This window comes from Skermanella stibiiresistens SB22 (assembly GCF_000576635.1).
Lineage (GTDB): Bacteria > Pseudomonadota > Alphaproteobacteria > Azospirillales > Azospirillaceae > Skermanella > Skermanella stibiiresistens.
In genome coordinates this window covers 174,621-196,165 of sequence record NZ_AVFL01000005.1, presented here as the reverse complement: position 1 = coordinate 196,165, position 21,545 = coordinate 174,621, and the positions used below count along the sequence as shown (strand labels likewise).

Annotated in this window: 23 protein-coding genes; 14 read left to right on the top strand and 9 right to left on the bottom strand. The window is 65.7% G+C overall.

Features of this window, described 5'->3' with window-relative positions:
* Window positions 1–3: 3 nt before the first annotated feature.
* Genes N825_RS09070 through N825_RS09060 form a run of 3 tightly spaced genes read left to right on the top strand, consistent with a single transcriptional unit; the run spans window position 4 to window position 2,589 of the window.
* Window positions 4–957, top strand: a complete 954-nt coding sequence (locus tag N825_RS09070; RefSeq protein WP_037449933.1) for an MlaD family protein — start codon at window positions 4–6, stop codon at window positions 955–957.
* Window positions 958–964: 7 nt separating this feature from the next.
* The gene (locus N825_RS09065; protein ID WP_037449931.1) at window positions 965–1,609 is read left to right on the top strand and encodes an ABC-type transport auxiliary lipoprotein family protein; all 645 of its coding nucleotides are present in this window, start codon (window positions 965–967) and stop codon (window positions 1,607–1,609) included.
* Entirely contained in the window at window positions 1,606–2,589 is a 984-nt protein-coding gene (locus N825_RS09060) for a TAXI family TRAP transporter solute-binding subunit (protein ID WP_245613059.1), read from the top strand. Before N825_RS09065 ends, N825_RS09060 begins: the two co-directional genes overlap by 4 nt.
* Before the next feature lie 17 nt (window positions 2,590–2,606).
* Here N825_RS09060 and N825_RS09055 read toward each other — a convergent pair whose 3' ends face one another.
* Entirely contained in the window at window positions 2,607–3,389 is a 783-nt protein-coding gene (locus N825_RS09055) for a DUF2927 domain-containing protein (RefSeq protein WP_198038242.1), read from the bottom strand.
* Window positions 3,390–3,635: 246 nt separating this feature from the next.
* Here N825_RS09055 and N825_RS09050 point away from each other — a divergent pair, with 246 nt between their 5' ends.
* The 3 genes from N825_RS09050 (at window position 3,636) to N825_RS09040 (ending at window position 6,282) form a co-directional block, all read left to right on the top strand.
* Window positions 3,636–4,376, top strand: coding sequence for a DUF6969 family protein (locus N825_RS09050; protein ID WP_037449922.1), 741 nt, complete (start codon window positions 3,636–3,638; stop codon window positions 4,374–4,376).
* 159 nt (window positions 4,377–4,535) lie between these two features.
* Window positions 4,536–5,651 carry a SpbR family protein gene (gene spbR, locus N825_RS09045; RefSeq protein WP_037449919.1) on the top strand — a complete coding sequence of 372 codons (1,116 nt, stop codon included), beginning with the start codon at window positions 4,536–4,538 and terminating at the stop codon, window positions 5,649–5,651.
* A gap of 262 nt (window positions 5,652–5,913) precedes the next feature.
* Window positions 5,914–6,282, top strand: a complete 369-nt coding sequence (locus N825_RS09040) for a DUF6481 family protein (protein WP_037449916.1) — start codon at window positions 5,914–5,916, stop codon at window positions 6,280–6,282.
* 19 nt (window positions 6,283–6,301) lie between these two features.
* Here the strand turns inward: N825_RS09040 and N825_RS09035 are convergent, their stop codons facing one another.
* Window positions 6,302–6,850, bottom strand: coding sequence for a cupin domain-containing protein (locus N825_RS09035; RefSeq protein ID WP_037450311.1), 549 nt, complete (start codon window positions 6,848–6,850; stop codon window positions 6,302–6,304).
* 239 nt (window positions 6,851–7,089) lie between these two features.
* Between N825_RS09035 and aptA the strand changes: the two genes are divergently transcribed.
* The gene (gene aptA / locus N825_RS09030) at window positions 7,090–8,421 is read left to right on the top strand and encodes an omega-aminotransferase AptA (RefSeq protein WP_037449913.1); all 1,332 of its coding nucleotides are present in this window, start codon (window positions 7,090–7,092) and stop codon (window positions 8,419–8,421) included.
* 33 nt (window positions 8,422–8,454) lie between these two features.
* Here the strand turns inward: aptA and N825_RS09025 are convergent, their stop codons facing one another.
* The 4 genes from N825_RS09025 to N825_RS09010 form a co-directional block, all read right to left on the bottom strand.
* The gene (locus N825_RS09025) at window positions 8,455–9,237 is read right to left on the bottom strand and encodes a hypothetical protein (protein WP_037449910.1); all 783 of its coding nucleotides are present in this window, start codon (window positions 9,235–9,237) and stop codon (window positions 8,455–8,457) included.
* Between the two features lie 70 nt (window positions 9,238–9,307).
* A complete protein-coding gene (locus N825_RS09020; protein ID WP_051511784.1) occupies window positions 9,308–10,624 on the bottom strand; it encodes an NAD(P)/FAD-dependent oxidoreductase in 1,317 nt (438 codons plus the stop codon).
* A complete protein-coding gene (locus N825_RS36320; protein WP_051511781.1) occupies window positions 10,597–11,427 on the bottom strand; it encodes a phosphatase PAP2 family protein in 831 nt (276 codons plus the stop codon). The genes N825_RS09020 and N825_RS36320 overlap by 28 nt, the downstream gene beginning before the upstream one ends.
* Before the next feature lie 98 nt (window positions 11,428–11,525).
* Window positions 11,526–11,879 carry a hypothetical protein gene (locus tag N825_RS09010; RefSeq protein ID WP_037449908.1) on the bottom strand — a complete coding sequence of 118 codons (354 nt, stop codon included), beginning with the start codon at window positions 11,877–11,879 and terminating at the stop codon, window positions 11,526–11,528.
* 237 nt (window positions 11,880–12,116) lie between these two features.
* Here N825_RS09010 and N825_RS09005 point away from each other — a divergent pair, with 237 nt between their 5' ends.
* A complete protein-coding gene (locus N825_RS09005; RefSeq protein ID WP_037450305.1) occupies window positions 12,117–13,460 on the top strand; it encodes a glutamine synthetase family protein in 1,344 nt (447 codons plus the stop codon).
* A 67-nt stretch (window positions 13,461–13,527) separates the two neighbouring features.
* Here N825_RS09005 and N825_RS09000 read toward each other — a convergent pair whose 3' ends face one another.
* Together N825_RS09000 and N825_RS08995 are read right to left on the bottom strand one after the other, a co-directional pair.
* Complete coding sequence (locus N825_RS09000; protein WP_157619065.1) at window positions 13,528–14,004, bottom strand: hypothetical protein; 477 nt, start codon at window positions 14,002–14,004, stop codon at window positions 13,528–13,530.
* Window positions 14,001–14,213, bottom strand: coding sequence for a hypothetical protein (locus tag N825_RS08995; RefSeq protein WP_037449902.1), 213 nt, complete (start codon window positions 14,211–14,213; stop codon window positions 14,001–14,003). Before N825_RS08995 ends, N825_RS09000 begins: the two co-directional genes overlap by 4 nt.
* A 556-nt stretch (window positions 14,214–14,769) precedes the next feature.
* Between N825_RS08995 and N825_RS08990 the strand changes: the two genes are divergently transcribed.
* The 6 genes from N825_RS08990 to aguA all read left to right on the top strand — a co-directional run bounded on the left by N825_RS08990 (window position 14,770) and on the right by aguA (window position 20,374).
* Complete coding sequence (locus N825_RS08990) at window positions 14,770–15,870, top strand: polyamine ABC transporter substrate-binding protein (protein WP_037449900.1); 1,101 nt, start codon at window positions 14,770–14,772, stop codon at window positions 15,868–15,870.
* A 100-nt stretch (window positions 15,871–15,970) separates the two neighbouring features.
* Complete coding sequence (locus N825_RS08985) at window positions 15,971–17,116, top strand: ABC transporter ATP-binding protein (protein WP_037449897.1); 1,146 nt, start codon at window positions 15,971–15,973, stop codon at window positions 17,114–17,116.
* Window positions 17,113–18,099: an ABC transporter permease subunit gene (locus tag N825_RS08980; RefSeq protein ID WP_084164567.1), complete on the top strand. Its 987-nt coding sequence runs from the start codon at window positions 17,113–17,115 to the stop codon at window positions 18,097–18,099. Before N825_RS08985 ends, N825_RS08980 begins: the two co-directional genes overlap by 4 nt.
* Window positions 18,099–18,935, top strand: a complete 837-nt coding sequence (locus tag N825_RS08975) for an ABC transporter permease subunit (RefSeq protein ID WP_037450299.1) — start codon at window positions 18,099–18,101, stop codon at window positions 18,933–18,935. Before N825_RS08980 ends, N825_RS08975 begins: the two co-directional genes overlap by 1 nt.
* 132 nt (window positions 18,936–19,067) lie before the next feature.
* The gene (locus N825_RS38765) at window positions 19,068–19,205 is read left to right on the top strand and encodes a hypothetical protein (RefSeq protein WP_157619064.1); all 138 of its coding nucleotides are present in this window, start codon (window positions 19,068–19,070) and stop codon (window positions 19,203–19,205) included.
* Window positions 19,206–19,360: 155 nt separating this feature from the next.
* Window positions 19,361–20,374, top strand: coding sequence for an agmatine deiminase (gene aguA, locus N825_RS08970; RefSeq protein ID WP_037449895.1), 1,014 nt, complete (start codon window positions 19,361–19,363; stop codon window positions 20,372–20,374).
* A gap of 1 nt (window position 20,375) precedes the next feature.
* On the opposite strand, the gene N825_RS08965 is transcribed toward aguA, so the two are convergent.
* A complete protein-coding gene (locus N825_RS08965) occupies window positions 20,376–21,503 on the bottom strand; it encodes a PLP-dependent cysteine synthase family protein (RefSeq protein WP_051511780.1) in 1,128 nt (375 codons plus the stop codon).
* Window positions 21,504–21,545: the final 42 nt, after the last annotated feature.

Sequence of the window (21,545 nt, the reverse complement as noted above, 5' to 3'; positions counted from 1 at the left end):
GACATGGAAACCCGCGCCAGCTACCTTCTGGTCGGAGCCTTCACGCTCTTCCTGATGGGCTGCCTGTTCGCCTTCACCGTCTGGCTCGCCAAGGCCGGCTTCGATGAGGCGGATTCGTCGCGCTACCAGATCCTGTTCACCGGCTCGGTCGCGGGATTGCAGGACGGCAGTCCGGTGCGCTATCGCGGCATAGCGCTGGGCACGGTCCGGGACATCCGGCTCGACCCCGGCAACATCGGCCGCGTCCGCGTCACCATCGAGGTCGCGGCGAACACGCCGATCAAGGAGGACGCGGTGGCCTACCTGGCGCTGGAGGGGCTCTCCGGCGCCGTTTATGTCGAGATCTCGGGAGGCACCCAGGAGAGCGCGCTGCTGAAGTCCGAGAATGGCGACCCGCCGATCATCCAGAGCCGCCCGTCGTCGCTGGCGGCGCTGGCCGAGACGACGCCCGAACTGCTCAACCGGTTGGTCGGCCTGTCCGGTCAGCTCACCGGCTTCCTCACGCCGGACAACCAAAGGGAGGTCGCCCGCATCCTGGCCAATCTCGGCACCATGTCCGATAATCTCGCGAAGGCTTCCGCGGGGGCCGAAGGCACCGTCGGCGAGCTTGGCACCACCATCGGCTTGGTCAACGGCCTCGTCCTCGACCTGCGGGACCACGCCGAGGTGCTGACCAAGGGAGCGGGCAAGGCGACGGCCGATGTCTCCAAGCTGACCGGGGACCTGCGGACCCTGGCGGTCTCGCTCAACCGGGCGACCCAGGAGGCCGAGGCCATGGTCAAGGAGAACCGCGAGCCCCTGGCCGATTTCACCGGCAGCGGCCTGTACGATTTCACCTTGCTGATCACCGAATTGCGGGGATTGGTGACCAACCTGACCCGGGTGACCAACCGCCTGGAGCGCGATCCCGGCGATTTCCTGCTCGGCGGCACGCGCCAGGGCGTCCGGGTGGAGTGACCGACCGATGAGACGCGCCCTCCTTATCCTGCCCGTTCTGGCCACGCTGCTGGCGGGCGGCTGCTCGCTGCCCGGATTCGCGCCGCCGCCGAAGCTGTACACGCTGACGCCCAAGAACACCTTCACCGACAGCCTGCCGGCGGTGCGCGCCCAGATCCTGATCGAACCGCCGGTCGCGGCGGCCGGCATCGACACCGCCCGGATCGCGCTGAGCCGCGCCGTCACCAGCCTCGATTATTTCGCCGATGTCGCCTGGACCGACCGGGCGCCCGCCATGATCCAGACGCTGATGGTCGAATCGTTCGAGAACTCCGGCAAGATCATCTCGGTCGGCCGCGACACCATCGGCCTACGTTCCGACATCATCCTCAAGAGCGAGTTGCGCGAGTTCCAGGCCGAATACGATACGGTGGTGGACAACGCGCCGCCCCGCGTCCATGTCCGCATCAACGCGAAGCTGGTCGCCATGCCGCGCCGGAGCATCGAGGCCAGCAAGACCTTCGAGCAACTGGAGCCGGCCCGGAGCGGCGGCTTCGACGACATCATCACCGCATACGACGAAGCGCTGGGCAAGGTGCTCCGTCGTCTGGTCGAGTGGTCGCTGGCGGAAGCCGCCAAGCTCGGCCGGGAAGGGCCACGCCAGGGTTCATGACTATCGCAATGCTGTTTTCCAGGCTCATCGCCGCCGCCATCCTCGTCGCGGCGCTCGGGACGACGGCTCCCGCCAGCGCCCAGGAGGCGCGCTATCTGACGATCGGCACCGGCGCCATCACCGGCCTCTACTATCCCGTCGGCGGCGCCGTTTGCCGAATGGTCAACCGCGCCCGCACCCAGCATGCCATCCGCTGCGCGGTCGAGGCGACCGATGGCTCCCTGTCCAACCTCGTCTCGCTCCGTGCCGGCGAGCTGGACATGGCGATCGTCCAGTCCGACTGGCTGTTCAGCGCCCACAAGGGGACTGGCCGGTTCCGCGACCACGGACCGTTCAAGGCGCTGCGGTCGGTCTTTGCGCTGCATGGCGAGCCCTTCACCGTCGTCGCGCGCGCCTCGGCCGGGATCGACGCGTTCAAGGACCTCAAGGGCAAGCGGGTCAATCTCGGCGAGCCGGGCTCCGGCAACCGCGTCCTCGCCGACACCGTGCTCAAGACGTGGGGGTGGAGCGTGCGGGACTTCAGCCTCGCGTCCGAACTGCCGGTCGCCGAGCAGGCGGACGCCCTGTGCGACAATCGGCTCGATGCCGTGGTCTACGCCGGCGGTCACCCCAATGGGCTTATCCAGCAGGCGGCCTCGACCTGTTCGGTCAAGCTGATCGGCGTCGATGGACCAAGGGTCGACAAGCTGATCGACGACAACCCGTTCTACGCGCGCGCGATCATCCCCGGCGGCCTGTATACCGGCAATCCCGACGACGTCGAGACCTTCGGGGTCCGGGCGGTGCTGGTCAGCTCGGCCGCCGTCGACGACGACGTGGTCTACGAGGTCGTCAAGACGGTGTTCGAGGACTTCGACGCCTTCAAGAGCCTGCATCCCGCCCTCCGGGCGCTCGACAAGCGGTCGATCGTCACGGAGGGGCTGGCGGTTCCGCCGCATGATGGCGCGGCGCGCTACTTCGATGAGTCCGGCACCCGCTGAACCCAACCGAAGCGGCTTCACCGGGAAAGCTGCTCCGCCATGATCCGCCGCGCCACCGTCAGCGCCTGGGTCCGTTCCATCCCCGCCGACAGCCGTGGATCGTAGAGGGTGCGCAGCAGCAACCGATCCAGGCTGCCGAGTTCCTGGTAGCCGATGTCGTCATCCAGCAGGGAGGACGGCTCATCTGACGATTCCCCAAAGAAGCCCATGCTCTGGAATATCTCCTCCATCAGGCAGGCGCGGACCGTCCGGGGCGGCAGGACGCCCGCGTTGATGTGGATCCTCGATCCCCGCATCTCGCCGTCCAGCGCGGAGGGCAGCGCCACGCAGGTGAAGGGCTGGTCACGCCTGCCATCGACGGGATCGACCAGGAAGGGCCAATAACCGGCGTGGTTGGTCACATGGACGTCGATGTCGCCGGCCCATAGGGGATCGTCGTGAACCGTGATCACCCGCCCGGTCAGTTCGGCCAGTTCCGCCGCGATCTCCTCGACCCTGGGAAGCCACGTGGCGGCGGCGTCGCCGCGCACCGCGATGTCGATCTCCGCAGTCCACTTGGTCAGCGGACGGCCGCCATTCCTCTCGTTGGAAAGCGCACCCCGGTCGAACAGCGCCACCGCGCGGCCCAGCCAGTCCGGACGGTCTCCCGCCGGATCGGGAGGTGCCCCGAGAACTTGGGACGGCAGGCCGATCGGGCTGGCTTGGGCCTCGCGCGCCGCCGCCGCCGGCCCAAGGCAGATGTATGCCAGCAAGGTCAACGACACGATGGTTGACCGTGGTACCAGGAAGCGCCCCGACATGCGTTGGCTCCTTTGTCCGGCCGACGTCCGGCCGAGCCGGATGATTTTCGGCTCCACCACGGTAACCGATCGCCGCGGCCCCATGTTCCACTTCACGTCCGATGGGCGGAATCCGGCACGGTCCCGCCACGCGGGTATAGGCTGAAAATCTCGAATGCCCCTCCATGGTTTGTCGGTTAAACTGACGGAACCACCGGCCGGGGTGTCCAGGGAACGGGCCGGGCGGGGCAACGGGATGGTTCGGGGATGTCCGATTTCGGTTCGCTGTCACGGGGCGAGTTGCAGGCGATGGCCGAGGCGGCGCGTGAGGTGATGAACTGCCAGCGCGTGCTGGCCAAGACCGGCGACAACATCGTGGGCGAGATCCTGCGGGGTGCCGGCACCTTCTATGAATGGCGGCATTACCCGTCCGGCGATGTCTACGACGCCGAGTTCCACGCGCAGTACTATTACCACGCCCATCCCGAGGAGGAGCGCGTCTCCGGTGAGCATGGGCATTTCCACACCTTCCTGCGCCCCCTTGGCATGCCGCCCGGCATAGTTCCCGCGCGGCTGTTCGATGTCGTGGAGAGTGGCGGCGAGAATGACGCGCTATGCCATCTCGTCGGCATCTCGATGGACCGCGCCGGGCTGCCGATCCGCCTGTTCACCACCAACCGCTGGGTCACCGGCGAAACCTGGTACGCGTCGGGCGATGTCGCCCGAATGCTGGACTGCTTCGTGATCGATCACGCCCGGCCATCCTGGGTGGTCAATCGCTGGATCACCGCGCTGATCCGCCTGTTCCGCCTTCAGATCGTCGAATTGCTGGAGGCCCGCGACGCCGAGATCGCCCGCTGGCGCGACATGCGCCCCGGTACCAACATCCATGAGGATCGCGAGCTGGAGGTGGTTTCGGAGCGCTGGGTCTCCATCGAGGACCAGATCGCCCGCATCGAACTGGCCCTGACCCGGGCCCGCCGCCGCGAGGGGGTTGTCGCGCGTTAGGGTGGCCCCGTGCGCGCGGGTCGCCGAGGCTGGATTTGATCGCCCCGACCATTCCCTTCACCAAAGATTAAGCATTTTTACGGATCATGGGACACCTACGAAAAGGCGGACCCGGCTTGTCGCCGCACCGTCCAGCGGCGCCGTAACGCGACTGGAATCATGACCGAACACCTGACTCAACGGGATGTCGAACGGCTGCTGGCGGACCCTTCCCCGCAGACCAGGGCCGAGATGGCCGCCAAAGTGGCGGCGAGCCTCGAAAGCGTCAGACTGACGGAGGGCGAGCGGAAGCTAGCCGAGGGCATCGTCAGGGTGATGGCCCGCGACGCGGCCGAGCGCGTGCGCCAAGCCCTCGCCGAGAACCTCAAATCATCGCTGAGCCTGCCTCGGGATGTGGCGCTGACGCTGGCGCGCGATGTCGAGGCGGTGGCCTTGCCGGTCCTGGGCGCGTCGTCTGTCCTGACCGACGACGACCTGATCGAACTGGTTCGGAGCGGCACCGTCGCTAAGCAGACCGCCATCGCCGGCCGGTCGGAGGTCAGCGCCGAAGTGTCCGGCGTGCTGGTCGAGACGGCTCCCGAACAGGCGGTGGCTCGGCTGATCGCCAATCCGGGCGCCGACATCGCGGATGAGAGCCTGGGCCGCGTGCTGGACCGCTTCGGCGACAGCCCCGCCATCCACGAGCCGCTGGTCCACCGCGATCAGTTGCCGGTCACCGTCGCCGAGCGTCTGGTGGCGCTGGTCTCGGACACGCTGCGCGACTACCTGGTCTCCCATCATGAACTGCCGGCCGGGATCGCCGGCGACCTCGTGCTCCAGAGCCGGGAGCGGGCGACCGTCTCGCTGTTCACCGATGGCAAGGACGGCGCCGATGTCGAGCGGCTGGTCGAACAGCTCCGCGTCACCGGGCGCCTGACCCCCTCGCTGATGCTTAGGGCGCTGTGCATGGGCGACGTGGCCTTCCTGGAGGCGAGCCTGTCGCTGCTCGGCAAAGTGCCACTGACCAATGCCCGCTTGCTGATCCACGACGCCGGCAGGCTGGGTTTGAAGTCGCTCTACGAGCGGGCCGGTTTGCCGGCGCGGTTGCTGCCGGCGTTCCGCGTCGCGGTCGATGTCTCGCATGAGACGCTGTTCGATGGCGAACCCGGCGACCTGGACCGCCACCGCCGCCGCATGATCGAGCGTATCCTGACCCAGTACGAGGATCTCGCCTCCGACGATCTCGATTATCTGCTCAACAAGCTGGGCGATCTGGTCGAGCCGGCGGCGGCGTAGCTCGCCGCGTTTTGGGAATCGGGTCCGGAAGCTGATGACCATCGTGTTCATCGCGCCACGACCGGGACGGATTCCAGTCCCGCGGCATGGGGGAGGCTGGTCTGCTTTCCGCGACAAACCGTTTACGGGAGCCGGGGAAAAGCGCTAAGAGACCAAGCAGAGATGGTTTTCACCCCGAGTACGGCGCGGGCCGACGGCGACCGAAAGGCGCCGAGGTCCTCCGCGACGACGGTGGAGCCAGGGAACGTGGATTGGACTATCGATGAGCGGTTTCAAGGAAAAGGGCTTCAACGACCGGCTGGGTGCCGCCGCGGAAGCCCGGAAGGCCCAGTTGGAAAAATTCCGCGCCAGGCCCGGCCCGGACGATCCGGCGGTTGCCGAACGCGAGGCCGCCCGCCGGGAGGCGGGTATCGCCCGGGAGGCCCGGGCTGCCGAGCGGAAGGCCGCGAAGGAGCGGGCGGCCGTAGAAGAGGCCGAACGGCAAGCCGCCGAGCGCGCCGAGAAGGCCCTGCGGGACGAGAATATGTTGCAGGAAGCCGCTGATTCGGAGGCGCGCGACGCCGCCGCGCTGGCGGAGCAAAAAGCCGCCCGTGACGCCCGCTACGCCGCCCGCAAGGCGCGGAAACGGTGACGGGACCACGCAGCCGCGTCTAGAAGCTGGGCGGCGTGCAGGCGCTGACGACCTCGCAGACCTCGTCGCCGACCGTGCGGAAGCGATGGGGCAGCCTGCTGTTGAAGTAGTAGGCGTCGCCCGGCCCCAACACGCGGCGCTGGTCGCCCACCGTGACCTCCAGCCGGCCCCGCAGCACCACGCCGCCTTCCTCCGAGGCGTGACGCAGCATGTTCTGCCCGGTGTCCGCGCCGGGTTCGTAGCGTTCATGCAGGATCTGGAGCGCCCTGGCCGTCAAGTCCTGGCCGACCTGGGCGTAGCGGATCGGGCCGTCGCTGATCACCGCCAGATCGTCCGCCTTGAAAAAGACCTGCTCGCGCGGGGCCTGTTCCATCGAGAAGAAGTCGGCGAGGCTCATTGGGATGCCGTCCAGCACCTTCTTCAGCGACCCGACCGATGGGCTGGACCGGTTCTGCTCGATCAGCGAGACCGACGCGTTGCTCACGCCGGACCGCTTCGCCAGTTCGCGCTGTGACAGGCCATGCATCTCGCGGATCGCCCGCAGTCTGGCGCCCACATCGAAGTCCATCGGCATCCCTTCCAATCGCCGTCCCCACGTCATCAGGCTGTTAAACCTGTTGAATATATTCAACAGGAACGCTGTGGGTCCGCAAGAGCCGATATTGGGCCGACTCGGCCACTGAAAGGACTTGTCGATTTTCTTGAGCGTGGCTTAGGCTGATCCAGGATCTGGACCGGACAGTTCTGTCCAATAGAGCGCCCGATCCCCCCGCGCCATCGCCAGTCACCGCCACAGGAGAGCCCGTCATGGACGGCATCACGACGCCCAGCCAGCCGAACAACCTCGAAGCTTTCTGGATGCCGTTCACCATGAACCGGCAATTCAAGAAGGCTCCGCGCATGCTGGTCTCGGCCGAGGGGATGTATTACACCGCGCAGGACGGCCGAAAGATCCTGGACGGCGCCGCCGGGCTGTGGTGCGTCAACGCCGGCCACCGGCGACCCAAGATCGTCGAGGCGGTCCAGCGCCAGATCTTCGAGCTGGACTACGCGCCGGCCTTCCAGATGGGCCACCCGGCCGCGTTCGAACTGGCATCGCGTCTGGTCACCCTGATGCCGGGCGATCTGGACCACGTCTTCTTCACCAATTCCGGATCCGAATCGGTCGATACCGCCCTGAAGATCGCGCTGGCCTATCAGCGCGCCAAGGGCGAGGGCACCCGCCAGCGGTTGATCGGGCGCGAGCGCGGCTATCACGGCGTCGGCTTCGGCGGCATCTCGGTCGGCGGCATCGTCACCAACCGCAAGTTCTTCGGCAGCCTGCTGACCGGTGTCGATCACATGCCGCACACCCATGACAAGGCACATCAGGCGTTCAGCCGGGGCCAGCCGGAGTGGGGCGGCCATCTGGCCGACGAGTTGGAGCGGATCGTCACCCTGCACGACGCCTCCAACATCGCCGCCGTCATCGTCGAGCCGGTGGCGGGCTCGACCGGCGTCCTGATCCCGCCGCAAGGCTATCTCCAGCGGCTGCGCGAGATCTGCGACAAGCACGGCATCCTCCTGATCTTCGATGAGGTCATCACCGGGTTCGGCCGTCTCGGCGCCAGCTTCGCGACCGAGTATTTCGGCGTCATGCCGGACATCATCTGCACCGCCAAGGGCATCACCAACGGCACGATCCCGATGGGCGCCGTGTTCGTCCGGAAGCATATTTACGACGCCTTCATGAACGGTCCCGAGGGCGCCATCGAGCTGTTCCACGGCTACACCTATTCCGGCCATCCGGTCGCCTGCGCCGCCGCCCTGGCGACCCTGGAGACCTACCAGGAGGACGGCCTGTTCCAGCGGGCCGCCGATCTGGCGCCCTATTGGGAGGACGCGGTCCACAGCCTGAAGGGTGCGCGCCACGTCATCGACCTGCGCAACCTGGGCCTGATCGCCGGCATTGAGCTGGAGCCGCTGCAAGGCCAGCCGACCAAGCGCGCGTTCGACGCCTTCCTGAAATGCTTCGAGCGCGGCGTGATGATCCGGACGACCGGCGACATCATCGCCTTGTCACCGCCGCTGATCATCGAGAAGTCCGAGATCGACCACTTGTTCACGACCATCCGCGAGGTCCTGGAAAGCATCGAATAAGCCGTCGGCGGACTCTCGATCCAAGGCGGGGCTTCAGGGCTTCTCCAGGTTCGTGCAAAGGCGCGGTTCGGACGCGCACAGCACGGGCATGGAGTTGCCCAACGCCGCGCCCCCGGTGCATACCTTGCCCGTCCGGGCGTATTCCTCCCGAGAATCCAGGCGATCGTGCAGACTGTCCCGGTCGGCCTGCATGTCGCGGGATGCCCGGTCCAAGTGTTGGCGGACCGTCCGGGCCATCCTCTCGCCGATCCGGTTCACGTCGTTCTCGCGCTTGGCGACTTGGCCGCCGGCCTGCTTGGCGGCGAACTCGACGGCCCGCTGGATCACCGGCGTGAAGCGCGCCAGCACGTCCTGATCGATCCGGTAATGGACGATCTCGTGCCGCCAGACGGATTCGCGGCTGCACCCGTCATCCTCCAGCTCGCGCCCGATGAAGATCTTCGGATCGGTCAGCGTCAGCGTCACCTCTATCTTGTCGATCGAGACGCAGATCTCGCGGCCATCGTTGACCCATCGATACTGGATCGCCTGGGCGACCGAGATGGCGCCGATGTAGAGACCGGCGGGATGGGCGCCGGGCTTCCTGAACATGCGGGTCAGTTCGCTGAAGCTCAGTTCCTCGCTCGCCAGCACGTCGGATTGGGCCGTCTTGACCTCCACCTTCGGCGGCGGTGGGCGCGTGGCGCAGGACTGCGCCAGGGCGGCTGTCGGTGCCACGGCGATCAGCAGGCAGAACGCCAGAGGCGGCAGGATCGTCGGGAGAAGGGTTCTGGGGTGCACGGACACGGACTTGGCTGTGAGGGGGCGGGTTGGCATTCCGCCTCCCACCATAGGGCATCTTCGCGATCCATCCGAGTAAACTCGACGGTATGAGGCTCTTCAAACCTCACAGGAGGTCGCGCAGACGGAACCAGGCCATCGCGAGCACCAGCAGGGGCTTGCGGGCGAGCCCACCGGGAAAGCCCTGGTGCGGCAATCGGGCGAAGACGTCGAACCGTTCCTCCATTCCCGAGATCGCCTCGGCGATCAGCTTGCCGGCAAGCCCGGTCAGCGCGACGCCATGCCCCGAATAGCCGTGGGCGAACCAGGTGTTGGCGCCGATCCGTCCGAAATGCGGTGTCCTGTTCAGGGTGATCGCCACGTGCCCGCCCCAGCAATGATCGATCCTGGCATCGGCCAGTCGCGGGAAATAGCGCAGCATCGTCCGGCGCAGGATACGCTGAAGGTCGGGCCGATCGAGCCCTGAATAGCTGACGCCGCCGCCGAACAGCATCCTGTGGTCGGGCGACAGCCGATAGTAGTTCAGCACGAAATTGACATCGGCGACGGCGTGGCCGCTGGGGATCAGGGCGGTCGCCCGCTCGGCGCCCAGAGGTTCCGTCGCGATCATGTAGGTCGCCACCGGCATGATCTTGGCCGCGATCTCCGGCACCAAGCGTCCCAGATAGGCGTTGCCGGCCAGAACAAGATGCTTGGCGCGCACGATTCCGGCGCCCTCGCGCGAGGTGGTGTGGGCGGCGGGATGGGACCCGGTGTCGACCCGCTCGACCCGGGTGCCCTCGAAGATCCTGACACCCGCCTCCGCCGCCGCGCGTCCCAGCCCGATCGCGTAGTTCAGGGGATGGAGTTGTCCGCTGCCGCCATCGAACAGGCCGCCGACATAGCGATCGCAGGCGACCATCGAGCGGATCTCCGAACGGTCCAGCACACGCGCGTCCCGATAGCCGTGGGCGTCCCGCCACTCGGCCTCCATGTCGCGCAGGCCGGTCATTTGCCGGTTCTTCAGGGCGGCCATCACATAGCCCCAGCGCAGGTCGCAATCGATGGCGTGGCGCTCCACCCGGTCGATCAGGATCCGCTTCGACTCCTCGCCCATGTCCCAGAGCAGGCGCGCGTCGTCCTGGCCGACCCAGCCGGCCATGGTTCCCATCGACGGGTTGAAGGCGGTGACGATCTGCCCGCCGTTCCGGCCCGACGCTCCCCAGCCGATCCGCTCGGCCTCCAGCAGCACGACGTCATAGCCGCGTTCCGCCAAGTGAAGCGCGGTCGAGAGCCCGGTGTAACCGCTGCCGACCACGCAGACATCGCAGCGGAGATCGCCCGCCAGCGGCGGATGGTCGGGTTGGGGCAGGGCGGTTTCGGAATACCAGGAACGGGGATGGTGGCGGGGCGCCACTAGGGTCGTCCCCCGCGCGATGGCCATTGGCGGTCGCACCAGGGCGTCCAACGCCGCCACAGGTCGAGCGTTTGTTTGGGGGCGAACATGGCCGCATGCAGTCCGGCGATGGTCACGGTCATGAAAACTCCGGCATAGATGACGTCGCTGAAGAAATGGGCGCCCATGCCGATCCTGAGAAGCCCCGCCGACAGCCCGGCTGCCATGCCGACGATCAGCAACGGACCGGCCAGCCGCCGCGCCACCACATAGGCGAAAATCTGCAGGTAGAAGCCCATCGCCGCGTCGCCCGCGACGAACGAGCAGTTCTTCTCACATTGGTTGCTGATCACCATGGGCGGGCTGAAATACTGATGACCACCGAACTCCTCCACATGGACCGGGCGGGCACGGCTCCACATATCCTTGAGGACGACGTTGGCGATCAGCCCCGGTCCCAGCACCAAGCCGAGGAACAGGAAGGCCCAGCTTCTAGGCCCCAGTGTCAGCAGTGTCGCGGCGCGGATGTCGACAGGATCGGGGCTAGGGCGCGACTTCCATCGGTCCCACAGGGTAAGGCCGCTGGTATGGACCAGTCCCAGCAGTGTCGCGACGCCGATGAGGCGGGCGAGCACCTGGATCGCCTCGTGGATCGCCTCCGGCACCGGCTGGTTGCGCCAGACGAAGCCAAGGCCGTGACTGTAGAATATCGCGGAAATGCCAAGATCGATCGCCGGGACCAGCACCAGCAGGATCAGGACGGCGCCACACGCCCGCGCGCTCCAGCGTGCCCGGAGCGACCGCGGGGTCGCCACCTCGTCGTTCGCCCGGATCGATTCCTCTAGGTCCATCGTCGCGTTCCGCGGTCAGGTCGGGGAAAGTGCGTGGACACTCTCATGAAGAGCGCCGGCAGGGATATCGATCCGGAGGAGCGGACGATTTGTCGCGGTCAGTTGATCGGCTCGCCCTTGGTCACCGGCGTGACCGGCGCCGCCAGCGGTGCCGGCGCGCCGGTGGCTCCGCCGGATTGGCCAGCGGGCTGGCCGGAGTAGGTCTGTGCTGGATTGGTCTGGGTCGGATAGCCTTGAGCGGGGGTCGTGGCGCCAACCGCCGCCGGATCAGTCTCCTGGGCCGACGGATACCCCTGCTGCCGTCGGGTCTCCCGCACCTGGGGTTCGTTCTCGACTTGGTTGATGACGAACTTGGTGCCGTCGGCGACGCCGCTGGCGATCATCTCGACCACACCGCAGCCGGACAGGAACCCGGACAGGATCAGGGGCAGGGTCAGCAACGCGATACGCATGGATCATCCCTCAGTCTTGACGGCCCTGCGCTAAAGCCTTCGCGCGCCGGGCGCAAGCATCAAATACCCGTAGCCCCCCTCCGACGCACGGGGAGCATCCGGACAGGGCGTATTTACCAGGGCGTATTTTCACCCGGCACTCACGGCCCCACTGGCATCCCAAGCGCCTCGCACCCATAATGCCCCCAAATGCGCAACTACGCGGAGCCGGCCGGGTGCGCCCGCGCCGTGACATTCATGAACGCCCTCAGCGATTTCATCAAAGGCCACCAGATCACCGAGGTGGAATGCCTCGTTCCGGACATGTCCGGGATCGCGCGGGGCAAGATCCTGCCGGCCGAGAAGTTCCTCCGCATCCTGCGTGAACGAGGTCTCCGCATGCCGGAGGCGATCTTCATCCAGACGGTGACGGGCGAATATCCGGATGACGAGGACGTCACCAGCCCGGCCAACTCCGACATCTACATGCGGCCGGACGCCAACACCATCCGTCTGGTGCCGTGGTACACCGAGGCGACGGCCCAGGTGATCAGCGACTGCGACTACGCCGACGGCAGCCCGGTCGACATTTCGCCCCGCTGGGTCCTGAAGCGCGTGCTGGAGCTTTACGACGAGCGCGGCTGGCAGCCGATCGTGGCGCCGGAGTTGGAATTCTTCCTGGTCCAGATCAACAAGGATCCGGACTATCCGCTGGTGCCGCCGGTCGGCCGCTCGGGCCGCACCGAGAGCGGACGCCAAGCATATGGCATCGACGCCGTCAACGAATTCGACCCGATCTTCGAGGATGTCTACGACTACTGCGAGGCGCAGCGGATCGACATCGACACGCTGACCCACGAGGCCGGCGCCGCGCAGATCGAGATCAACTTCAACCATGGCGACGCGCTGGAATTGGCCGACCAGGTCTTCCTGTTCAAGCGGACGGTGCGCGAGACCGCGATCCGGCATAATGTCTACGCCACCTTCATGTCGAAGCCGATGCAGGGCGAGCCGGGCAGCGCCATGCACGTCCACCAGAGCGTGATCGACAAGGACACCGGCAAGAACCTCTTCGCGACCGAGGAGGGCGAGGATACCCCGCTGTTCCTCAGCCACATCGCCGGGCTCCAGAAGTTCCTGCCGTCGGCGATGCCGCTGCTGGCGCCCAACGTCAATTCCTACCGCCGCCTGATCGCGGGCTCCGACGCGCCGATCAACGTCCACTGGGGCCGCGACAACCGCACGACCGGCTTCCGCGTCCCGGTTTCCACGCCCGAGTCGCGCCGGGTCGAGAACCGCGTCGCGGGCGCCGACGCCAACCCCTATCTGGCGTTGGCCGCGTCCTTGGCCTGCGGCTATATCGGCATGATCCAGAACCTGGAGCCGACCGATCCGGTCAAGGGAAGCGCCCACCGGCTGGCCTATACCCTGCCGCGCCACCAGTCCGACGCCATCGCCAAGTTCAACGCCTGCAAGCCGCTCCGCGAGATCTTCGGCGACCGCTTCGTCTCCGCCGTCACCTATGTCAAGCAGGCCGAATACGACGCCTACCAGCGCGTGATCAGCTCCTGGGAACGGGAGAACCTGCTGCTCAACGTTTGAGGCTCAATGTGTCTGAGGCTTGTTGGGGAGGAGCCGGCGGACGCCGGTTCCCTCACCTTGACGGGGGTCACGCGGCCTTGCTGGTGATCGTGTCGAAGACGATGCCCAGGGTCTCTTGATTGGCGTGGCGCCTCGACATCTGGTAAGCGATCTCGAGAACCCGCGTAGCTGGGATGTCGGCGCGCAGAAGCGCCGACTGCACGGCATAAATGGCCGCCAAATCCTGGATCAGATGAATCTTGCCGTGGCTTTGTCCGTCCTCGGCGATGTGGACGATCTTGAAGCGTCCCAAGCGGAACGCGATGATGCCCGCGATCTTTCCCGCCGATAAGCCATCGCTTGGGCACCGTCGCTTGAACAACGCGGTCAGGTCCAGGTCGGACTCATCGAGCGCCAGTCGCAACTCGCGTTCCGAAAATGAGGCGAGCCTGAACTCGAGACCGACTGTTCTGCAGGCGTTGATCAGCGATCGCGTGTACGCCTCAAGCAATTTTTCCCTGCTATGTGACGACAGGACACGATCCACTAAAACGCCGTCGCTCATTCGTCATTCGATTCCCGCAGGAGGGCGGCGATGCCGTCGAGATTCGTCGGTACAAAAGGTTCCTGGCAAACCAGATCCTCCAGTTCCGTGGCCGTCCGAATGCCATGGTTGAAGCTGACGGCATCGCGGCTGTAAACGGTGCCGTTCATTCGCTCGATCGATTTCCGGAACTCCTCGGCATTCTCGGCGATGACGGCGACGTTTGGCATGGAGTAACCTCGTGTGTCTTGAATCGCGACTTGGGACCGGGCGCGCGTCTAGCGAAAAGTTAAGCAAACGTAGCTCCCAAATCCTATTGGACCTGGAAGACGCTTTGGCCTCATGGGACCATAGCGCGGAGGTACCTCTTTTTCGAGATAAATATCTGTTGATTCATGGTTAACTCTTCGAATGTCGCAATGTGGATTGGCATTGGGAAATCCGCTCGCCGCATGAGGATGGAAATAATCCTTCGATCCGACACCGCCGTTCCGTTCATGCAATACGCGCCGGCACCCCGTGCCGACGCACGCCTCATCCTAGCCGATTTTCCACCCTGGCGCCCCGTCGGCGTCATCGTTCGGTCACACCCGGAGAGCTTCGCCGGGCCTTTGACGCCAAAGTTTCCGCACCGCCGTTGCCAACGTTGACAACCACCCTGCCCATGGGTGCAATAGCCTCCGACGCGGCGATACCCAAACCGGTCGGCGCGGTGGGCGCGCACGCTTGGCCGGGTGTCAGCTTGGCTGGCTTGATGAAATTTCCTAAAGGTCGGGGTTCAGCGGGATGAAGCAGAGGATCGTAAGCAGCCTGATCGGCGCCGTCGCAGCCGTCGCCATCGCGGCGCCAGGTTTGGCATCGGCACAAACGGTCAACATCTACAACTGGAACGACTACATCGGCGAGACGACCCTTGAGGACTTCAAGGCCGAGACCGGTGTGTCGTACAACTACGACATCTACGACAACCTCGAGATCCTGGAGCAGAAGCTGCTGGTCGGCCGCTCGGGATACGACATCACGGTGCCGACCGCCGAGCCGACCATGAGCCGGCTGATCAAGGCCGGGGCGCTCCAAAAGCTGGACAAGTCGAAGATTCCGAACCTCAAGAACCTCGATCCGACCCTGATGAAGCAGGTCGAGCGGTCGGACCCCGGCAACCAGTACGGCGTCATCTACCAGTGGGGCACCATCGGCATCGGCATCAACGCCGAGAAGATCAAGGCCCTGATGCCCGACGCGCCGCTCGACAGCTTCAAGCTGATCTTCGATCCGGCGGTCGCCCAGAAGCTGGCGCCCTGCGGCATCACGATCCTCGATTCGGCGACCGACACCTTCCCGACCGTGCTCCACTACCTCGGCCTTGATCCGAACTCGGACAAGGCGGACGACCTGAAGAAGGCCGAGGAGGTGCTGATGAAGATCCGCCCCTATGTGAAGAATTTCGTGACCGGACAGAACATCAACAACCTCGCGGCGGGCGACGCCTGCGTGGCGCTGGCCTATTCCGGCGACGTCATCCAGGCCCAGGCCCGCGCGGCCGAGGCCGACGCCGGCGTCACGGTCGACTACGTCGTGCCGAAGGAGGGCGTGCAGCTCTGGTTCGACATGATGACGGTCACGGCGGACGCGCCCAATGTCGACGCCGCGCACAAGTTCATCGACTACGTCCTGAAGCCGGAGGTGATGGCCGGCATCACCAACTTCACCAACTACGCCAACGCCGTCCCGGCGTCGATGAACGCCATCGACGAGGCGGTCAAGTCCAACCCGGCGGTCTTCCCGTCGGAGGAGGCCAAGCAGAAGATGTTCACCGTCTCGGCCGTGGCGCCGGCGGCGGAACGGCTGCGGACCCGCTCCTGGACCCGGGTCAAGACCGGCCAGTAAGCCTTAGGGATCGCGACACGAACCACCAAGGCCCCGGCCGGTCGCGGACCGCCGGGGCCTCTCTTTGCCGGAAGCCGTGATCGCAGGGGGAACACCGGATATGGCCCAGCCAAACCGCAAGATTACGCTGCAACCTTGGCAGGACCCCAAGGAACAGCCCTATGTGAGGATCGAGAAGGTCACCAAGAAGTTCGGCGACTTCACGGCGGTCGACGATGTCTCCCTGTCGATCTACCGGGGGGAGCTGTTCTCGCTGCTGGGGGGGTCGGGCAGCGGCAAGACCACGCTGCTGCGCATGCTGGCCGGCTTCGAGATGCCGACCTCGGGAAAGATCTTCATCGACGGCGTCGACATGTCGAACATTCCGCCGTACGACCGTCCGGTCAACATGATGTTCCAGAGTTACGCCCTGTTCCCGCACATGTCGGTCGAGCAGAACATCGCCTTCGGTCTCAAGCAGGACCGCGTGGCGCGCGACGAGATCAAGCGGAGGGTCGCGGAGGTGCTGGAACTGGTCCAGCTCGGCGGGTTCGCCAAACGCAGGCCGCACCAGCTTTCCGGCGGCCAGCGGCAGCGCGTGGCCTTGGCGCGCAGCCTCGTCAAGCGGCCCAAGCTGCTGCTTCTGGACGAACCGCTTGGAGCCCTGGACCGCCGCCTGCGCGAGCGGACCCAGTTCGAACTGGTCAACATCCAGGAGCAGGTCGGCATCACCTTCGTGATCGTCACCCACGACCAGGAGGAGGCCATGACCATGTCGTCGCGGATCGCCGTGATGAACAATGGCTGGATCACCCAGGTCGGCACGCCGGCCGAGGTCTACGAATATCCCGCCACCAAGTTCGTCGCCGAGTTCGTCGGCTCGGTCAACATGTTCGCCGGACGCATCCTGGAGGACGAACCCGACCACGTGCTGATCCAGTCGGAGGAGGCCGGCTGCGACCTCTACATCAACCACGGCGTCCCGGTGCCGCTCGGCACGCCCGTGTCGGTCGCCGTCCGGCCGGAGAAGATGGCGCTGTCCAAGGAGCCCCCGGCGACGGCGACCGGCCGCAACCTGAGCCAGGGCACCGTGCGGGAGATCGCGTATCTCGGCAACCTGTCGATCTACCTGATCGAACTGGACTCCGGTAAGATGGTCCGCGTCACCCAGCCGAACTTCAGCCGGCTGACCGAGATGCCGATCACCTGGGAGGACCGCGTGTACGTCACTTGGCATCCGTTCGCCGGCGTGGTGTTGACCCAATGACCGCCACACCGATCGGCAAGGAGATCCAGGCCCCCGGATCCGGCGCCGGCCGCCCGCTTCCGGTCCGCCTGACCATCGGCCTGCTGCGCCGGCTGGGGCTGACGGGGCGTGGCTTGGTCATCCTGGTCCCCTATGTCTGGCTGCTGCTGTTCTTCCTGATCCCCTTCGCGATCGTCCTGAAGATCAGCTTCTCCGAAGCCGCCATCGCCATTCCGCCCTATACCGCATTGCTGGAATGGACCGAGGAGGCCTTCCTCACCATCAAGCTGAATTTCGGCAGCTACATCTTCCTGCTGACCGACAGCCTCTACGCGGTGGCCTATCTCAATTCGCTGAAGATAGCCTTCGTCTCGACGGTGCTGTGCCTGCTGCTGGGCTATCCCATGGCCTACGGCATCGCCAAGTCCCCCACCTCATGGCGGGGACCGTTGCTGATGCTGATCATCCTGCCGTTCTGGACCTCGTTCCTGATCCGGGTCTACGCCTGGATCGGCATCCTGAAGCAGGAGGGATTGCTCAACAATCTGTTGTTGTGGCTGGGGGTGATCGATACCCCGCTCCAGATCCTCTACACCGATGTCTCGATCTATATCGGGATCGTCTATTCCTACCTGCCCTTCATGATCCTGCCGCTCTACGCGACCCTGGAGAAGCTGGACGACACGTTGCTGGAGGCGGCGGCCGATCTCGGGGCCAAGCCGTTTGGCGCCTTCCTGCGCGTGACGCTGCCGCTGTCGGTGCCCGGCATCGTCGCCGGCTCCCTGCTGGTCTTCATCCCGGCGGTCGGGGAGTTCGTCATCCCATCGCTGCTGGGCGGACCTAACACGCTGATGATCGGCGCCGTGCTGTGGAACGAGTTCTTCGCCAACCGTGACTGGCCGGTCGCCTCGGCCGTGGCGATAGCGCTGCTGCTGTTCCTGGTCGTCCCGATCATGCTGTTCCAGTATTACCAAGGCAAACAACAGGAGGCGGCGAAACAATGATGCGGCGCTCCAGCTTCGTCCTTGGCGTGATGGCGTTCGGCTACGCCTTCCTCTACGTGCCGATCATCCTGCTGATCATCTATTCCTTCAACGAGAGCCGTCTGGTCACCGTCTGGGGCGGCTGGTCGACCAAGTGGTATGTGGGATTGCTGCATAACCAGCAGATGCTGTCGGCGGCTTGGCTGTCACTGCGCATCGCGGCGATCAGCGCCACCTTCTCGGTGGCGCTTGGCACCTTGGCCGGCATGGCGATGGCCCGCTTCGGCCGGTTCCGCGGGCGCGTGCTGTTCGGCGGCATGATCACCGCTCCGCTGGTCATGCCCGAGGTGATCACCGGCCTGTCGCTGCTGTTGCTGTTCGTCTCGCTGGAACAGCTGATCGGCTGGCCGGAGGGACGCGGCATCACCACCATCACGATCGCCCACGTCACCTTCACCATGGCCTTCGTCGCGGTCATCGTGCAGTCCAGGCTGGTCAGCCTGGATGAATCGATCGAGGAGGCGGCGATGGACCTCGGTGCCCGCCCGGCCAAGATCTTCTTCGTCATCACACTGCCGATCATCTCGCCCGCGATCGTCTCCGGCTGGCTGCTGGCCTTCACGCTGTCGCTGGACGACCTGGTAATCGCCAGCTTCGTGTCGGGGCCCGCCTCCACGACGCTGCCGATGGTGATCTTCTCCAGCGTGCGGCTGGGCGTGACGCCGGAAATCAACGCGTTGGCGACGATCATCGTGGCACTCGTGACCACCGGCATCATCGTCGCCGGAGTCATGATGGCGCGGCAGGAAAGGATCAGGCGGATCGACGAGCAAATGGCCGCCTCGTCGAACGGCTGAGTTTTTCCGCTTTTCTTCGCGAAGCCGGGGTTCGTCTTCATGCGCGGCGCGCATGGCGGCCCCGGCGGAGTGGCGGAGGGGGTTGTCTTTCGATCGGCGTTTGAATATCTTCCTCCTCAGTAGAAACAGCTGATGAGGCTTATCGTGAATTTCCTGGTGTTCCTTGGCCTGCTCCGTCTCGGCCCCGCCGCCCAGACCCGCTTCCATCATCCCGCGACCACGTCCGAGTGGTTCCCGGCCCAGCCCGCTCCGACCAAGCGCCGCGATTAGAGCGCTTCGGCCGCCCTTCTTTTTCCGCCTTTCGTTATTCAAAGAAACATTTCCCGATTATCGCGGCCGGGTTCGCTCCCGTTCCGAGAGGTTGCCAAGATAGCGCCCCGGTGGTTATGTCACCGGGGCGTATTCATTGAAGGGGTTACCAGACCATGTCCACTCCAGCCGCTGACGGGTTCCGCATGCCGGCGGAATGGGAGCGCCACAGCCGTTGCTGGATGGCGTGGCCCTGCCGCCCCGAGACCTTCACCGGCGGCATCGACGCCGCCTGCGCCGCCTATGCCGAGGTGGCCCAGACGATCGCCCAGTTCGAACCGGTCGCCATGGTGTGCAACCAAGCCGATGTCGCGGAGGTCTCGCTGGCCTGCGGGCCGGGGATCGAGGTGCTTCCGATGCCGATCAGCGACAGCTGGGTGCGCGACACCGGGCCGACCTTCGTCGTCGGCGGACCCGGACAGGTGGCGGGTGTCGATTGGGGCTTCAACGCCTGGGGCAACAACTACCCAGACCATCAGGTCGACGCCGACCTCGCCAAGCGCATGCTCGAGCACCTGGGCCTGCCCCGCTATCAGGCGCCCCTGATCCTGGAGGGCGGCTCGTTCCACGTGGACGGGGAGGGCACCCTGATCACGACCGAGGAATGCCTGCTCAATCCCAACCGGAACCCCAACCTGGGCAAGGCCGAGATCGAGGAATACCTGAAGGAATACCTCGGCGTCCGTCAGGTCATCTGGCTCGGCCAAGGCTACGAGCTGGACGAGACCGATGGGCACATCGACGAGATCGCCTGCTTCGCCCGGCCCGGCGTTGTGCTGGCGCTGACCACCGACGACACCGGCGACGCCAACTTCAAGATCTTCCAGGACAACCTTGACCGACTGAAGTCCGCCCGCGACGCCCAGGGCCGCGAGCTGGAGGTGATCCCGCTCCGCCAGCCCGAGCGGCGCGACCACAACGGCGTCCGCTTGACCCTGTCCTACACCAATTTCTACATCGCCAACGGCGGCATCGTGATGCCGGCCTACGAGGACGCCGCCGACGACGAGGCCTTCCGCACCCTGCGCAAGGTGTTCCCCGACCGCGAGGTGCTCCAGGTGCTGGCGTTGGACATCGTCAAAGGCGGCGGCGGCATCCACTGCATCACCCAGCAGCAGCCGACGGGTTGAGTCAGGCAATCGGCGACCAGGCGCCGGTGTCCAGGAAGGTTTCCAGCATCCTGCGCCAGGGCTCCACGTCGATGTCGTTCCGCTCCAGCCAGGCCGGATCGTAATAGGTCGAGGTATAGCGGTCGCCGCTGTCGCAGATCAGCGACACCAGCGATCCCTCCTCGCCCGCCGCGATCATGCAGCTGGCGATCCAGCACAGGCCGAAGAAGTTGGTGCCGGTCGAGCCACCGATCCGGCGGGACAGCCGGTCCGACAGCACGTGCATGGCCGCGATCGAGGCGGCGTCGGGGATCTTGATCATGTGGTCGATGACGCCGGGGATGAAGGACGGTTCGACACGGGGACGCCCGACGCCCTCGATGCGCGACGGCCGCTCGCACACGACGTTCGGGTCGCCGTTCCGATAGGCCTCGTAGAAGGCGGAATGCTCGACATCGACCACGCAGAGCCGGGTGGGCAGGTTGCGGTAGCGGATATAGCGCCCGATGGTCGCCGAGGTGCCGCCCGTGCCCGCTCCCATCACGACCCAGGTTGGCTCCGGATGCCGTTCGTCGCGCATCTGGTCAAAGATGGACTCGGCGATGTTGTTGTTGCCGCGCCAGTCGGTCGCCCGTTCCGCGTTGGTGAACTGATCGAGGTAGTGACCGCCGGTCTCAGCCGCGATCCCGGCCGCGACGCCATAGACCTCGCCGGGGTTGTCGACGAAGTGGCAGCGCCCGCCAAACCGTTCGATCGCCTCGACCTTCTGCCGGCTGATCGACCGGGTCATCACCGCGATGAAGGGCAGGTCCAGCAGATGCGCGAAATACGCCTCGCTGACGGCGGTCGAACCGGACGACGCCTCGACCAGGGTCGTCCCCTTCCTGATCTTGCCGTTGCAGATGCCATAGAGGAACAGCGATCGGGCCAGCCGATGCTTGAGGCTGCCGGTCGGATGGGTCGATTCATCCTTGAGGTAGATCGAGATGCCGGCGAGGCCGGGGAAGACCGGCTTGACCAGATGGGTGTCGGCGGATCGCCGTCCATCGCCGCGCAGGACGCCGATCGCCTGCCGCGCCCAGTCGCGGTCCCGATCCTCGGGCAGCCGGATCACCGGCGGGCACGTCGAACAGGATGAAAATCCCGTCATCACCACACTCCAAACCTGGGCCAAACCTAAGGCGCGATCATC

Excerpts from the sequence above, each read along its gene's own strand:
- N825_RS09070 (WP_037449933.1), top strand. The coding sequence starts at position 4 with ATGGAAACCCGCGCCAGCTACCTTCTGGTCGGAGCCTTCACGCTCTTC.
- N825_RS09065 (WP_037449931.1), top strand. The coding sequence starts at position 965 with ATGAGACGCGCCCTCCTTATCCTGCCCGTTCTGGCCACGCTGCTGGCG.
- N825_RS09060 (WP_245613059.1), top strand. The coding sequence starts at position 1,606 with ATGACTATCGCAATGCTGTTTTCCAGGCTCATCGCCGCCGCCATCCTC.
- N825_RS09055 (WP_198038242.1), bottom strand. The coding sequence starts at position 3,389 with ATGTCGGGGCGCTTCCTGGTACCACGGTCAACCATCGTGTCGTTGACC.
- N825_RS09050 (WP_037449922.1), top strand. The coding sequence starts at position 3,636 with ATGTCCGATTTCGGTTCGCTGTCACGGGGCGAGTTGCAGGCGATGGCC.
- spbR (WP_037449919.1), top strand. The coding sequence starts at position 4,536 with ATGACCGAACACCTGACTCAACGGGATGTCGAACGGCTGCTGGCGGAC.
- N825_RS09040 (WP_037449916.1), top strand. The coding sequence starts at position 5,914 with ATGAGCGGTTTCAAGGAAAAGGGCTTCAACGACCGGCTGGGTGCCGCC.
- N825_RS09035 (WP_037450311.1), bottom strand. The coding sequence starts at position 6,850 with ATGGACTTCGATGTGGGCGCCAGACTGCGGGCGATCCGCGAGATGCAT.
- aptA (WP_037449913.1), top strand. The coding sequence starts at position 7,090 with ATGGACGGCATCACGACGCCCAGCCAGCCGAACAACCTCGAAGCTTTC.
- N825_RS09025 (WP_037449910.1), bottom strand. The coding sequence starts at position 9,237 with ATGCCAACCCGCCCCCTCACAGCCAAGTCCGTGTCCGTGCACCCCAGA.
- N825_RS09020 (WP_051511784.1), bottom strand. The coding sequence starts at position 10,624 with ATGGCCATCGCGCGGGGGACGACCCTAGTGGCGCCCCGCCACCATCCC.
- N825_RS36320 (WP_051511781.1), bottom strand. The coding sequence starts at position 11,427 with ATGGACCTAGAGGAATCGATCCGGGCGAACGACGAGGTGGCGACCCCG.
- N825_RS09010 (WP_037449908.1), bottom strand. The coding sequence starts at position 11,879 with ATGCGTATCGCGTTGCTGACCCTGCCCCTGATCCTGTCCGGGTTCCTG.
- N825_RS09005 (WP_037450305.1), top strand. The coding sequence starts at position 12,117 with ATGAACGCCCTCAGCGATTTCATCAAAGGCCACCAGATCACCGAGGTG.
- N825_RS09000 (WP_157619065.1), bottom strand. The coding sequence starts at position 14,004 with ATGAGCGACGGCGTTTTAGTGGATCGTGTCCTGTCGTCACATAGCAGG.
- N825_RS08995 (WP_037449902.1), bottom strand. The coding sequence starts at position 14,213 with ATGCCAAACGTCGCCGTCATCGCCGAGAATGCCGAGGAGTTCCGGAAA.
- N825_RS08990 (WP_037449900.1), top strand. The coding sequence starts at position 14,770 with ATGAAGCAGAGGATCGTAAGCAGCCTGATCGGCGCCGTCGCAGCCGTC.
- N825_RS08985 (WP_037449897.1), top strand. The coding sequence starts at position 15,971 with ATGGCCCAGCCAAACCGCAAGATTACGCTGCAACCTTGGCAGGACCCC.
- N825_RS08980 (WP_084164567.1), top strand. The coding sequence starts at position 17,113 with ATGACCGCCACACCGATCGGCAAGGAGATCCAGGCCCCCGGATCCGGC.
- N825_RS08975 (WP_037450299.1), top strand. The coding sequence starts at position 18,099 with ATGCGGCGCTCCAGCTTCGTCCTTGGCGTGATGGCGTTCGGCTACGCC.
- N825_RS38765 (WP_157619064.1), top strand. The coding sequence starts at position 19,068 with ATGAGGCTTATCGTGAATTTCCTGGTGTTCCTTGGCCTGCTCCGTCTC.
- aguA (WP_037449895.1), top strand. The coding sequence starts at position 19,361 with ATGTCCACTCCAGCCGCTGACGGGTTCCGCATGCCGGCGGAATGGGAG.
- N825_RS08965 (WP_051511780.1), bottom strand. The coding sequence starts at position 21,503 with ATGACGGGATTTTCATCCTGTTCGACGTGCCCGCCGGTGATCCGGCTG.